Below are 13,514 nucleotides of genomic sequence, written 5' to 3'. Positions count from 1 at the left end.
GCGGTTGTGGCCGGATAAGGCGAAGCCGCCATCCGGCACAACGCTATAAATACACTGCGTTATGAAACGGGCTGAGCGCCAGAATCACCGCCTGGTGGTATACGCTTGAGCGCGTCAGCTTGCCCGCGGTAAAGACGCCGATAGCGCCCTCTTTACGGCCAATCTCATCAATACCCGTGTAGTCCGACATCACCGGACCGAGCGCTTCGCCTTGACGGACTCTGTCGAGAATGACAGCTGGCAATGGCAGCGTGGCTGAACGGGCTTCGCCGCGCTGGACGCCATTATCAATCACCACCCAACTGAAGGTCGCATCGTCGTCAATACCCGCTTCAATAGCGACCCAGAAATCAGCCTGCGGGTGCAGACGGCGCGCATTATCAACGCGATTTCGTGCGCCAGTGCGCGTTTCCTGGTTTCCGAAAGGTTGTTCCGGCACGCCACTCTCGACGGCGACGGGGTCAATATGGCAGGATCCTTCCCCGAAAATCTCTTCAAATGCCCGCAGAATTGCCTGAATTTTGGCAGGATTGGTGGTCGCAGAGATAACCTTGTGCATAATTAAGCTCAGTTTGAAAATTCATCGCATCGCAGTATAACGGAAAAAAAGCATGTTACAGGTATACCTTGTTCGCCATGGCGAAACGCAGTGGAACGCCGAGCGACGTATTCAAGGCCAGTCAGACAGCCCACTGACCGCTAAAGGTGAACAGCAAGCCATGCAGGTGGGCGAACGCGCCCGCACGTTTGGTATTACGCATGTCATCAGCAGCGATTTAGGTCGTACACGACGCACCGCAGAAATCATCGCCCAGGCCTGTGGCTGTGATATCACCTATGACTCACGTTTGCGCGAGCTGAATATGGGCGTGCTGGAGCAACGCCATATCGATACGCTGACGTCGGAAGAAGAGGGCTGGCGTCGCCAGTTGGTGAACGGTACGGTGGAGGGGCGTATTCCTGAAGGGGAATCGATGCAGGAACTGAGCGATCGCGTCCACGCGGCGCTGGCATCCTGTCTGGAGCTGCCGCCGGGGAGTCGTCCGCTGCTGGTCAGTCACGGTATTGCACTGGGTTGCCTGGTGAGTACGATTCTGGGATTACCGGCATGGGCTGAACGTCGCCTGCGTTTGCGCAACTGTTCTATTTCTCGCGTCGATTACCAGGAAAGTTTGTGGCTTGCGCCGGGATGGGTAGTTGAAACGGCAGGGGACATCTCACATCTGGACGCCCCTGCGTTAGACGAACTGCAGCGCTAGCGGCGAATCGGAATCAGGAATTCGCAGCGCAGGTTGATCGGGCGATCTCCCGCTTTGGCATCTTCTGCCGGGTAGTATCGCTCGATATCCTGCCCTTTACGGCGCGTCAGGTTCAGCATTGGCATGCATGTGCCGTAAACCGTCAGGATAAACTCCTGTACACCGGTCCCCAGCCCTTCATAGGTAAACATCACATACTCGCCGCCCTGTAGCAGGATAGGCTGTGCCGACGGCACATAACCATTGGCCTGTTCCGGCGTCAGTGCTGTGGTGTAAAACACTTCCTGCTCGTCATCTTTTTCAATGCTCGGACGCGTTTCGTTCAGCCCGTACAGCACCGGTGGGATCGCAGGAGCCTGGCTAAGGAAGTCGCGCCAGAACTGAATTCGCATTTCATGACGGAAATCTGAAATCTGCTCCAGCGAGCAGGAATAGCTTTGCGTGGTGCCAAGCAGTTGCGTATCTTCCAGCGTGACAAACTCGTGCGCAGGCATGGCAAATTCACCCAGTCGCATAGGCGGGCGAATACCAAACGCGCTCCATTCCGGCGAACGGCGATACAGCGCAGGCGTCTGGGAAAACTGTTTCTTGAACGCGCGGGTAAAGGTTTGTTGAGAGTCAAAGCGATATTGCAGCGCAATATCCAGAATTGGGCGTGCAGTCAGGCGCAGCGCCACTGCGGATTTCGATAAACGACGGGCGCGGATATAGGCGCCAATAGCATGGCCCGTCACGTCCTTAAACATTCTCTGCAGGTGCCACTTGGAATAGCCTGCTTTTGCCGCCACATTGTCAAGCGACAAAGGCTGATCCAGATGACCTTCCAGCCAGATTAATAGGTCGCGAATAATGCCAGCCTGATCCATAAAATATCCTCATCCTTTCAACAACGAGTACCTGACGTCAGGTATGAGGATAATAGCATTTTTTGCTGTTTTAGCATTCAGTGTTTTTTTTGCTCATAAATGCTTTTTTCGATCATTCGAAAGCGTGATTATTGTAATCCTGTGATCTGTATACGTTTTATCTTAGAATGTCGAATAATTACACAGAGTAACTTTTAAAAATGGTAACAATATGAAATATAAGAGCTTAATCATTTCCTCAATTCTGCTGATGTTAGCGCAGGTCGCCCATGCGGAGCAGATTGGATCTGTCGATACGGTGTTCAAAATGTTTGGGCCGGATCATAAAATTGTGGTCGAAGCGTTTGACGATCCTGATGTTACCAACGTGACCTGCTACGTGAGCCGGGCGAAGACCGGCGGCATCAAAGGTGGGCTGGGGCTGGCGGAAGATACCTCCGATGCCGCCATTTCCTGTCAGCAGGTGGGGCCGGTAGAACTGAGCGACAGAATCAAGAACGGCAAAGCGCAGGGCGAAGTGGTATTTAAAAAACGTACCTCGCTGGTGTTTAAATCCTTACAGGTCGTGCGTTTTTACGACGCGAAACGTAATGCACTGGCCTATCTGGCCTATTCAGATAAAGTGGTCGATGGATCGCCCAAAAATGCCATCAGCGCGGTGCCCATCATGCCGTGGCGGGAATAACAAGGAAGCAAAATGCAACAACCGTTGATCTGGTTGGTTGAGGATGAGCAGGGCATTGCCGATACGCTCATCTACATGCTGCAGCAGGAAGGTTTTAGCGTGGAAGCGTTTGAGCGCGGGTTACCTGCGCTGGAGAAATCTCGCCAGCGTTGTCCTGATGCAATCATTCTGGATGTCGGGCTACCGGATATCAGCGGTTTTGAACTGTGTCGACGCCTGCTGGAGCGGCATCCAGCGTTGCCGATCCTGTTTCTGACCGCGCGTAGCGATGAGGTGGATCGCCTGCTGGGGTTGGAAATTGGCGCGGATGACTATGTTGCCAAGCCTTTCTCACCGCGCGAGGTGTGCGCCCGCGTGCGTACGTTGCTGCGGCGGGTGCAGAAATTCTCTGCTCCTTCATCGACGACGCGCTGCGGTGATTTTGAACTTAATGAGCTGGCCGCGCAGATTACCTGGTTCGGCAAGCCGTTAAACCTGACGCGCTATGAATTTCTGTTGCTGAAAACGCTGCTGTTGTCGCCGGGGCGCATTTACTCACGCCAGCAGTTGATGGATTTAGTCTGGGCCGATGCACAGGACACCTTTGACAGAACGGTCGATACCCACATTAAAACGCTGCGCGCCAAGCTGCGGGCTATCAACCCTGAGCTTTCCCCCATCAATACGCATCGCGGTATGGGATATAGCCTGAGGAGCGTCTGATGCGCATTGGCATGCGTTTGTTGCTCGGCTATTTTCTGATTGTTGCCGTCGCCGCCTGGTTCGTTTTGTCGATCTTTGTACAGGAAATTAAACCAGGCGTCCGCCGGGCAACCGAAGGCACTTTGATTGATACCGCCACGCTGCTGGCTGCGCTGGCGCGCGATGACTTGCTCTCTGACTCTCCCGCCAACGGCAAGCTGGCGCAGGCATTTTCGCAACTGCATAACCGCCCATTCAGCGCCAATATCAGCGGCATTAACAAAGTCCGTAATGAATACCATGTCTACATGACGGACGCGCAGGGTAAAGTGTTGTTTGATTCCGCAAACCAGGCTGTCGGTCAGGACTATTCTCGCTGGAACGACGTGTGGTTAACCCTGCGTGGGCAATATGGCGCCCGCAGTACGCCGCAAAACCCGAACGATCCGGAAAGTTCAGTGATGTACGTGGCCGCGCCGATCGTAGACAGCGGACGTATTATCGGAGTGCTTAGCGTCGGTAAACCGAATGCGGCGATGGCGCCGGTGATTAAACGCAGTGAACGGCGGATGCTGTGGGCCAGCGCCGTATTGCTGGGCATTGCCTTAGTGATTGGTATCGGGATGGTATGGTGGATAAACAGCTCCATTGCCCGGCTGGCGCGCTATGCCGACTCCGTTACCGAGAATCGCCCCGTCCCACTGCCTGATTTAGGCAGCAGCGAGCTACGTAAACTGGCGCAGGCGCTGGAAAGTATGCGACTGAAGCTGGAGGGCAAGAACTACATTGAGCAGTATGTTTATGCGTTAACGCATGAACTGAAAAGTCCGCTGGCGGCCATTCGCGGCGCGGCTGAGATTTTGCGCGAAGGTCCGCCGCCGAACGTGGTTGCGCGCTTTACCGATAATATCCTGACGCAAAATGCGCGCATGCAGGCGCTGGTCGAAACCCTGTTACGCCAGGCGCGGCTGGAGAATCGACAGGACATTACGTTGACGCCAGTGGCGGTAGATGCGCTGTTTGCTCAGCTCAAAGAGGCGCGTAGCGTGCAACTGGCGGCAAAAAACATCACGCTTACCATTATGCCTTCATCGCTTAGCGTCGCCGCCGATCCTGCGTTACTGGAGCAGGCATTGGGGAATTTGCTCGACAACGCTATCGACTTCACGCCACAGGACGGGACGATTACGCTGAGCGCGCATCAGCAGGATGAACTGGTCACATTGCAGATAATCGACAGTGGCAGCGGGATCCCCGACTTCGCGTTGCCGCGTATTTTTGAGCGTTTCTATTCGCTGCCCCGTGAAAATGGGCATAAGAGCAGCGGTTTAGGGCTGGCGTTTGTCAGTGAGGTTGCGCGACTGCACGAGGGGACGGTGACATTGTGCAACCGACCACAAGGCGGCGCACAGGCCTCGTTTACGCTTCACGCTCACTTCACATAACTTCAAATTCTCCGCACATAGCTGTTCTACCTTGCTGATATTGCAAAGGAGAACGCTATGTTTAAATCACCCCTGTTTTGGAAAATAGTCACCTTAGGTGGCGCAATACTGCTGCTGTTAATCCCGCTGACGATGGTCAGGCAGATCATCGTGGAGCGATCGGATTACCGCGATGAAGTCGAAGATGCTATCCGACAGAGCACCAGCGGGCCGCAAAAGATGGTAGGACCGCTGATAGCCATTCCGGTAACGGAACTTTACACCTCACTGGAGGATGGCAAAGAAATCCAGCGTAAGCGTAGCTATATCCATTTCTGGCTGCCGGAGTCGTTGGTAGTTGAGGGGAATCAGAACGTTGAAGCGCGTAAAATCGGTATTTATGAGGGCCAGGTCTGGCACAATGATGTTTCGGTGAAGGCTGAGTTTAACGCCGAACGGTTAAGTGATTTAAATCATCCAAATATCAGCATCGGCAAACCGTTTATTGTGGTTGGCGTGGGGGACGCGCGTGGGATTGGCGTGGTAAAAGCGCCGCAGGTCAATGGAACGTCGCTGGCCGTTGAGCCTGGGACGGGGCTGGATGGACGTGCGCAGGGGATCCATATTCCGCTACCCGATGCGAGCTGGGCTGAGCAAAATCTGAGCATGGCGTTGTCGCTTAATTTGAGCGGAACCGGCGATTTCTCCGTCGTTCCGGTTGGACGTAACAGTGAAATGACCTTAACCAGCAACTGGCCGCATCCCAACTTTCTTGGGGACTTCCTCCCGGCTAAGCGCGAAATTAGCGAATCAGGATTCAAGGCTCAGTGGCAAAGCAGCTGGTTTGCGAACAACCTCGGCGAGCGCTTTAACGACGAAAAGATTGGTTGGCTGGGCATGCCAGCGTTTAGCGTCGCCGTCGCCACGCCTGCAGATCAGTACCAGTTAACGGACAGGGCGACAAAGTATGCCATCCTGCTGATTGTGCTGACCTTTATGTCTTTCTTCGTCCTTGAAAGTATGACCAATCTGCGCCTGCACCCGATGCAGTATCTGCTGGTGGGGCTATCGCTGGTAATGTTTTATCTGCTGCTGCTGGCACTGTCGGAACACATTGGTTTTACGGCGGCGTGGATTACGGCAAGTCTGGTGGGGGCGTTGATGAACGGTGTGTATCTGCAGGCGATATTGCAGGGCTGGCGGAACAGTATTTTGTTCACCGTGGCGCTGCTGGGGCTGGATGGTGTGATGTGGGTGCTGCTACGTTCACAGGATAGCTCTTTACTGCTGGGAACCGGCGTGCTGTTGTTCGCGCTTTGTGGGGTCATGTTCCTGACGCGTCATCTTGACTGGCACTCGCTGGCACAGCCAAAAGCAAAGCCAAAATCTACAGAACTTCCAGAGCTTCAGCCTGCGCAGAGCGACGAATTTCGCTTGTGGAAATAGGGCTGTAGGGAAATGAAAAACGGCGCATAAAGCGCCGTTTTTATACCAGTGAGGATTGAATTAATCCTGCAGGTCGCCGCAGAAACGGTAGCCTTCACCGTGAATGGTGGCGATGATTTCTGGCGTATCCGGCGTTGATTCGAAATGCTTACGAATGCGGCGGATCGTCACGTCAACGGTACGGTCATGCGGCTTCAGTTCGCGACCGGTCATTTTTTTCAGCAGTTCTGCGCGAGACTGGATTTTGCCCGGATTCTCACAGAAGTGAAGCATGGCGCGGAATTCGCTGCGTGGCAGTTTATACTGCTCACCGTCAGGACCAATCAGAGAGCGGCTGTTGATGTCCAGCTCCCAGCCATTGAACTTGTAGCTTTCGACGCTACGGCGTTCTTCGCTGACAGTACCCAGGTTCATGGTACGGGACAGCAGGTTACGAGCACGGATAGTCAGTTCGCGCGGGTTAAACGGCTTGGTGATGTAATCGTCTGCGCCGATTTCGAGGCCGAGAATTTTATCGACTTCGTTATCACGGCCCGTCAGGAACATCAGCGCAACGTTAGCTTGTTCGCGAAGTTCACGCGCTAACAGCAGGCCATTTTTCCCAGGCAGATTGATATCCATAATCACAAGGTTGATATCATATTCAGAGAGAATCTGATGCATTTCCGCGCCATCTGTCGCTTCGAATACATCATAGCCTTCTGCTTCGAAAATGCTTTTCAACGTGTTGCGTGTTACTAACTCGTCTTCAACGATAAGAATGTGCGGGGTCTGCATGTTTGCTACCTAAATTGCCAACTAAATCGAAACAGGAAGTACAAAAGTCCCTGACCTGCCTGATGCATGCCGTAAATTAACATGATCGGCGTAACATGACTAAAGTACGTAATTGCGTTCTTGATGCACTTTCCATCAACGTCAACAACATCATTAGCTTGGTCGTGGGTAGTTTCCCTCTGGACCCGACAGTGTCAAAAACGGCTGTCATCCTAACCATTTTAACAGCAACATAACAGGCTAAGACATGCCGGACACCCAATAAAACTACGCTTCGTTGACATATATCAAGTTCAATTGTAGCACGTTAACAGTTTGATGAAATCAACGTATCCAAATGTTTGCTTTCATCACAAAATTGCAATATTACAACTAGTTGCACGAGCAAATTAATAAATGTAATGAATCCAACCGGTGCGATCCATTTTAAATTAAATTATCATGGATAAACAGAGGGATATGCAACTTTTGTTAACATAAAAAGCAATAGTACACCCGGGAAATAGTTTAGCATTTTTTAATGGATGCGAAATGCTTTTTCAGTGATTTCTGTTAAAAATATGTAAATTCGCACTGCGTAATATGTTGAAGCACGTCACATTATTCCTTGCAGACTGGCCAAAAAGAGTATCGAAATGCGTTTAACAATTATTCTGGTTGCCCCCGCCAGAGCGGAAAATATTGGTGCGGCTGCCCGCGCTATGAAGACCATGGGGTTCACCCAATTACGCATCGTTGACAGCGAAGCCCACCTGGAACCCGCCACGCGATGGGTCGCGCATGGTTCTGGCGATATTATTGATAATATTAGCGTTTTTTCAACGTTAGCGGAGGCGCTGCACGACGTAGATTTTACCGTCGCGACCACTGCGCGTAGTCGGGCGAAGTTCCATTACTACGCTACGCCGGTCGAACTGGTTCCTCTGCTGCAGGAAAAATCAACGTGGATGGATCATGCCGCGCTGGTTTTTGGTCGTGAAGATTCAGGGCTGACCAACGAAGAATTGGCCCTGGCGGATGTACTCACCGGTGTACCTATGGTGGCTGACTATCCTTCACTCAATTTGGGGCAGGCGGTGATGGTGTATTGCTATCAATTAGCAGGTTTAATACAACAACCCGTCAAAAACATTGAGGTGACGGATGAGCTTCAGCTACAGGCATTGCGCGCGCGCGTTTTGCGTTTATTAGCCACGCTGAACGTTTCTGACGACATCAAGTTGACGGACTGGCTGCAACAGCGAATGGGTCTGTTAGGGCAGCGAGATACGGCAATGTTGCACCGTTTTTTACATGATATAGAAAAAAGCATCACGAAATAAAATATCGACCTACATTTGTTGCGTGGTGTTTTGCTCTGGATTCAAGTAGGGGTGACATACTGTATTGGTCGAAACTAAAAGGGCAAGCAGTCGCTCGTGAACAAGTTTCGGAATGTGACCAATTTAAAAATTTATTGACTTAGGTCAGCAGATACTTTAACCCTAAAAGAATACAGGACAGATAATAAATAATTACAGAGCACACAACATCATGAAACGCATCAGCATCACTATTACCACAACCATCACCATTACCACAGGTAACGGTGCGGGCTGACGCGTACAGGAAACACAAGAAAAAGCCCGCACCTAAACAGTGCGGGCTTTTTTTTCGACCAAAGGCAATGAGGTAAACCATGCGAGTGTTGAAGTTCGGCGGTACATCAGTGGCAAATGCAGAGCGCTTTCTGCGGGTTGCCGATATTCTGGAAAGCAATGCCAGACAGGGGCAGGTCGCGACCGTTCTCTCTGCCCCCGCAAAAATTACCAACCATCTGGTGGCGATGATTGAGAAGACCATCGGTGGTCAGGATGCTTTAGCCAATATCAGCGACGCCGAACGCATTTTCTCTGAGCTGTTGGTGGGTCTTGCCGCCGCGCAACCGGGTTTCCCGCAGGCTCCGCTCAAAGCCTTTGTTGAACAAGAGTTTGCACAGATTAAGCACGTCCTGCACGGTATCAGCCTGCTGGGTCAGTGCCCGGACAGCATCAATGCTGCGCTTATTTGCCGTGGTGAAAAAATGTCGATCGCCATCATGGCTGGCCTGCTGGAAGCGCGCGGGCACAACGTGACGGTCATCGACCCGGTAGAGAAATTGCTGGCGGTAGGTCATTACCTCGAATCTACCGTTGATATCGCCGAATCTACGCGCCGCATAGCCGCCAGCCGTATTCCTGCGGACCATATGATTCTGATGGCAGGATTTACCGCCGGGAATGAGAAAGGAGAGTTAGTGGTGCTGGGGCGTAATGGCTCTGACTACTCTGCCGCCGTACTGGCCGCCTGTTTGCGCGCCGATTGTTGTGAGATCTGGACCGATGTCGATGGCGTATATACCTGCGATCCGCGCCAGGTACCCGACGCCCGACTGCTGAAGTCGATGTCTTATCAGGAAGCGATGGAGCTTTCTTACTTCGGCGCTAAAGTGCTGCACCCGCGCACCATTACCCCTATTGCCCAGTTCCAGATCCCGTGCCTGATTAAAAATACCGGCAATCCACAAGCGCCCGGCACGCTTATCGGTGCCAGCAGTGATGATGACGATTTGCCGGTAAAAGGGATTTCTAACCTCAATAACATGGCGATGTTTAGCGTCTCCGGCCCTGGGATGAAAGGCATGGTGGGGATGGCGGCGCGTGTTTTTGCCGTGATGTCGCGCGCAGGCATCTCGGTGGTGCTGATCACCCAATCCTCTTCTGAATACAGCATCAGCTTCTGCGTCCCGCAGGGCGACTGCGCGCGTGCGCAACGCGCCATGCAGGATGAATTCTATCTCGAACTGAAAGAAGGCTTGCTGGAGCCGCTGGCGGTGACTGAACGTCTGGCGATCATCTCGGTTGTTGGCGATGGTATGCGCACGTTGCGTGGCATCTCGGCGAAATTTTTTGCCGCGCTGGCTCGTGCGAACATTAATATCGTGGCAATCGCCCAGGGCTCGTCTGAGCGTTCCATTTCGGTAGTGGTGAATAACGACGACGCGACCACTGGCGTGCGTGTGACCCATCAGATGCTGTTCAACACCGATCAGGTGATTGAAGTATTTGTCATTGGTGTTGGCGGCGTGGGCGGTGCGCTGCTGGAGCAGCTTAAACGTCAGCAAACCTGGCTTAAAAAGAAGCATATCGATCTGCGCGTGTGCGGTGTGGCGAACTCGAAGGCCCTGCTGACCAACGTCCATGGTCTGAATCTGGAAAACTGGCAGTCGGAGTTGGAAAGCGCGAAAGAGCCTTTCAACCTGGGGCGCTTAATTCGTCTGGTGAAAGAATATCATCTGCTCAATCCGGTGATTGTCGACTGTACGTCAAGTCAGGCGGTTGCGGATCAGTATGCGGATTTCCTGCGCGAAGGCTTCCATGTGGTTACGCCGAACAAAAAGGCCAACACGTCGTCGATGGATTACTACCATCAGCTGCGTTTTGCTGCGGCGAAGTCTCGTCGTAAATTCCTGTACGACACCAACGTAGGCGCGGGCTTGCCGGTAATTGAGAACCTGCAAAATCTGCTCAGCGCGGGCGATGAACTGCAACGTTTCTCCGGCATTCTTTCTGGTTCGCTGTCGTTTATTTTCGGCAAGCTGGATGAAGGCATGAGCTTCTCCGAGGCCACCACCATGGCGCGTGAGCTGGGCTATACCGAACCCGATCCGCGTGACGATCTATCCGGTACGGACGTGGCGCGTAAGCTGTTGATCCTGGCCCGTGAAACCGGTCGTGAGCTGGAGCTTTCTGACATTGTTATTGAGCCGGTCCTGCCAAAAGAGTTTGATGATTCCGGTGATGTTTCCGCGTTTATGGCTAAATTGTCGCAGCTGGATGACGCCTTTGCCGCGCGTGTGGCGAAAGCCCGTGATGAGGGGAAAGTATTACGCTATGTTGGCAATATTGAAGAGGATGGCGTCTGTCGCGTAAAAATAGAAGCAGTAGACGGCAACGATCCGCTGTTCAAAGTGAAAAACGGTGAAAACGCGTTGGCGTTTTACAGCCACTATTATCAGCCGCTACCGTTGGTTCTGCGCGGATACGGCGCGGGTAACGACGTGACGGCGGCGGGCGTATTTGCCGACCTGCTACGCACCCTTTCATGGAAGTTAGGAGTCTGACATGGTGAGAGTTTATGCCCCGGCTTCCAGCGCCAATATGAGCGTCGGGTTTGATGTGCTCGGAGCAGCGGTAACTCCGGTGGACGGTTCGCTGTTAGGCGATGTGGTATCCGTTGAGGCGGCTGACCATTTCAGCCTTAACAACCTTGGTCGCTTTGCCAATAAGCTGCCGCCTGAGCCGCGAGAAAATATTGTCTACCAGTGCTGGGAGCGATTCTGTCAGGAGCTGGGTAAAAGCGTTCCGGTGGCGATGACGCTGGAAAAAAATATGCCGATTGGCTCCGGGTTAGGCTCCAGCGCTTGTTCCGTTGTAGCGGCGCTGGTCGCCATGAACGAGCATTGCGGTAAACCGCTCAACGATACGCGCCTGTTGGCGATAATGGGTGAGCTGGAAGGGCGTATCTCCGGCAGTATTCATTACGATAACGTCGCCCCGTGCTTTTTAGGCGGTATGCAGTTAATGATCGAAGAAAACGGCATTATCAGTCAGCAGGTGCCAGGCTTTGATGAGTGGCTGTGGGTACTCGCGTATCCGGGAATTAAAGTGTCGACGGCAGAAGCGCGGGCGATTTTACCTGCGCAGTATCGCCGTCAGGACTGTATCGCCCACGGGCGGCATCTGGCTGGGTTTATCCATGCCTGCTATTCCCGTCAGCCAGGGCTTGCCGCGAAGCTGATGAAAGATGTCATTGCTGAGCCGTACCGTACCCGCCTACTGCCAGGCTTTAGCCAGGCGCGTCAGGCGGTAGCGGAAATCGGGGCGCTGGCCAGCGGCATCTCCGGTTCGGGGCCGACGCTGTTCGCTTTGTGCGACAAGCCGGATACGGCGCAGCGTGTAGCAGACTGGCTGGGTAAAAATTATCTGCAAAATCAGGAAGGCTTTGTTCATATTTGCCGGTTGGACACGGCGGGCGCACGGGTACTGGGATAATCAATGAAACTGTATAATCTGAAAGATCATAACGAACAGGTCAGCTTTGCACAGGCCGTCACGCAAGGGCTTGGCAAGAATCAGGGATTGTTTTTTCCGCACGATTTGCCGGAATTCAATCTGTCAGAAGTCGATGAGATGTTGAACCAGGATTTCGTTAGCCGCAGCGCGAAGATCCTTTCCGCATTTATCGGTGATGAAATCCCACAGGAGATTCTGGAACAGCGCGTGCGTGCGGCGTTTGCCTTCCCGGCGCCGGTGGCTCAGGTTGCCGCGGATATCGGCTGTCTGGAGCTGTTCCACGGCCCAACGCTTGCATTTAAAGACTTTGGCGGGCGCTTTATGGCGCAGATGCTGACGCATATCAGCGGCGACAAACCGGTCACCATTCTGACGGCGACCTCTGGAGACACTGGTGCGGCAGTCGCACATGCCTTTTATGGTCTGAAAAATGTGCGCGTGGTGATCCTTTATCCGAACGGCAAGATTAGCCCATTACAGGAAAAACTGTTCTGTACACTGGGTGGCAATATTGAAACCGTGGCGATTGATGGCGATTTTGATGTCTGTCAGGCGCTGGTGAAACAGGCGTTTGATGACGAAGAGCTGAAGGTAGCTTTGGGGCTGAATTCGGCTAACTCAATCAACATTAGCCGTCTGCTGGCGCAAATCTGTTACTACTTTGAGGCCGTGGCTCAACTGCCGCAAGAGGCGCGTAATCAGCTGGTTATTTCCGTTCCCAGCGGCAACTTTGGCGATCTGACTGCCGGGCTGCTGGCAAAATCACTGGGCTTGCCGGTGAAGCGTTTTATCGCGGCGACCAACGTCAACGATACGGTTCCACGCTTTCTTGCACAAGGTGAGTGGGCGCCGAAAGCGACTCAGGCGACGTTGTCGAATGCGATGGATGTCAGCCAGCCAAATAACTGGCCGCGGGTGGAAGAACTGTTCCGCCGTAAAATCTGGCGTCTGAATGAGCTGGGTTATGCCGCTGTTGACGATGCCACTACTCAGGACACGATGCGTGAGCTGCATGAGATGGGGTACACCTCAGAACCGCATGCGGCGGTGGCTTACCGTGCGCTGCGTGACCAACTGAACCCTGGCGAGTACGGCCTGTTCCTCGGCACTGCGCATCCGGCCAAGTTTAAAGAAAGCGTTGAAGAGATTCTTGACCTGACGCTGGCTCTGCCAAAAGCGCTGGCGGAACGCGCGGACCTGCCGCTGCTTTCTCATCACCTGCCTGCTGATTTTGCTGAATTGCGCAAGCTGATGATGACCCGCGGTTAACGGTTGTGCCCGCT

Annotated in this window: 14 protein-coding genes and 1 other annotated feature; of the genes, 11 read left to right on the top strand and 3 right to left on the bottom strand. The window is 53.1% G+C overall.

The genetic code is table 11. From position 1 onward, the window contains the following. Positions 1 to 43: 43 nt before the first annotated feature. A complete protein-coding gene (gene yjjX / locus FDW87_RS16460) occupies positions 44 to 559 on the bottom strand; it encodes an inosine/xanthosine triphosphatase (RefSeq protein WP_137379952.1) in 516 nt (171 codons plus the stop codon). A gap of 52 nt (positions 560 to 611) precedes the next feature. On the opposite strand from yjjX, the gene gpmB reads away from it, so the two are divergent. Continuing rightward, positions 612 to 1,259: a 2,3-diphosphoglycerate-dependent phosphoglycerate mutase GpmB gene (gene gpmB / locus FDW87_RS16455; protein ID WP_016151619.1), complete on the top strand. Its 648-nt coding sequence runs from the start codon at positions 612 to 614 to the stop codon at positions 1,257 to 1,259. Here gpmB and robA read toward each other — a convergent pair. Continuing rightward, positions 1,256 to 2,125, bottom strand: a complete 870-nt coding sequence (robA, locus tag FDW87_RS16450; RefSeq protein WP_003837295.1) for an MDR efflux pump AcrAB transcriptional activator RobA — start codon at positions 2,123 to 2,125, stop codon at positions 1,256 to 1,258. The genes gpmB and robA overlap by 4 nt on opposite strands. Before the next feature lie 211 nt (positions 2,126 to 2,336). Between robA and creA the strand changes: the two genes are divergently transcribed. Genes creA through creD form a run of 4 tightly spaced genes read left to right on the top strand, consistent with a single transcriptional unit; the run spans position 2,337 to position 6,361 of the window. Next, positions 2,337 to 2,810: a protein CreA gene (creA, locus tag FDW87_RS16445; protein ID WP_016151621.1), complete on the top strand. Its 474-nt coding sequence runs from the start codon at positions 2,337 to 2,339 to the stop codon at positions 2,808 to 2,810. Between the two features lie 12 nt (positions 2,811 to 2,822). Continuing rightward, a complete protein-coding gene (gene creB / locus FDW87_RS16440; protein ID WP_016151622.1) occupies positions 2,823 to 3,512 on the top strand; it encodes a two-component system response regulator CreB in 690 nt (229 codons plus the stop codon). Further along, positions 3,512 to 4,936 (top strand): two-component system sensor histidine kinase CreC, encoded by a 1,425-nt coding sequence (creC, locus tag FDW87_RS16435; RefSeq protein WP_137379951.1) that lies wholly within the window; start codon positions 3,512 to 3,514, stop codon positions 4,934 to 4,936. The genes creB and creC overlap by 1 nt, the downstream gene beginning before the upstream one ends. 57 nt (positions 4,937 to 4,993) lie before the next feature. After that, a complete protein-coding gene (gene creD / locus FDW87_RS16430; protein ID WP_137379950.1) occupies positions 4,994 to 6,361 on the top strand; it encodes a cell envelope integrity protein CreD in 1,368 nt (455 codons plus the stop codon). Positions 6,362 to 6,421: 60 nt separating this feature from the next. Here creD and arcA read toward each other — a convergent pair whose 3' ends face one another. After that, positions 6,422 to 7,138 carry a two-component system response regulator ArcA gene (arcA, locus tag FDW87_RS16425; protein WP_001194359.1) on the bottom strand — a complete coding sequence of 239 codons (717 nt, stop codon included), beginning with the start codon at positions 7,136 to 7,138 and terminating at the stop codon, positions 6,422 to 6,424. A gap of 95 nt (positions 7,139 to 7,233) precedes the next feature. On the opposite strand from arcA, the gene yjjY reads away from it, so the two are divergent. The 6 genes from yjjY (at position 7,234) to thrC (ending at position 13,500) form a co-directional block, all read left to right on the top strand. After that, the gene (yjjY, locus tag FDW87_RS16420) at positions 7,234 to 7,374 is read left to right on the top strand and encodes a protein YjjY (RefSeq protein ID WP_042998021.1); all 141 of its coding nucleotides are present in this window, start codon (positions 7,234 to 7,236) and stop codon (positions 7,372 to 7,374) included. A gap of 399 nt (positions 7,375 to 7,773) precedes the next feature. After that, positions 7,774 to 8,460, top strand: a complete 687-nt coding sequence (locus FDW87_RS16415) for a tRNA/rRNA methyltransferase (protein WP_016155643.1) — start codon at positions 7,774 to 7,776, stop codon at positions 8,458 to 8,460. Positions 8,461 to 8,666: 206 nt separating this feature from the next. Beyond that, positions 8,667 to 8,793, top strand: a sequence feature (Thr leader region). Then, positions 8,672 to 8,737, top strand: a complete 66-nt coding sequence (thrL, locus tag FDW87_RS16410; RefSeq protein WP_032337689.1) for a thr operon leader peptide — start codon at positions 8,672 to 8,674, stop codon at positions 8,735 to 8,737. (Overlaps the previous feature by 66 nt.) 23 nt (positions 8,794 to 8,816) lie before the next feature. Beyond that, complete coding sequence (gene thrA / locus FDW87_RS16405) at positions 8,817 to 11,279, top strand: bifunctional aspartate kinase/homoserine dehydrogenase I (RefSeq protein WP_047414492.1); 2,463 nt, start codon at positions 8,817 to 8,819, stop codon at positions 11,277 to 11,279. A gap of 1 nt (position 11,280) precedes the next feature. Then, a complete protein-coding gene (gene thrB / locus FDW87_RS16400) occupies positions 11,281 to 12,210 on the top strand; it encodes a homoserine kinase (RefSeq protein WP_016155645.1) in 930 nt (309 codons plus the stop codon). Positions 12,211 to 12,213: 3 nt separating this feature from the next. Further along, positions 12,214 to 13,500 (top strand): threonine synthase, encoded by a 1,287-nt coding sequence (gene thrC / locus FDW87_RS16395; protein ID WP_137379949.1) that lies wholly within the window; start codon positions 12,214 to 12,216, stop codon positions 13,498 to 13,500. Positions 13,501 to 13,514 lie beyond the last annotated feature (14 nt).

Source organism: Citrobacter sp. wls826 (assembly GCF_005281245.1).
Lineage (GTDB): Bacteria > Pseudomonadota > Gammaproteobacteria > Enterobacterales > Enterobacteriaceae > Citrobacter > Citrobacter braakii.
This window is presented reverse-complemented; position numbering and strand designations above follow the sequence as displayed.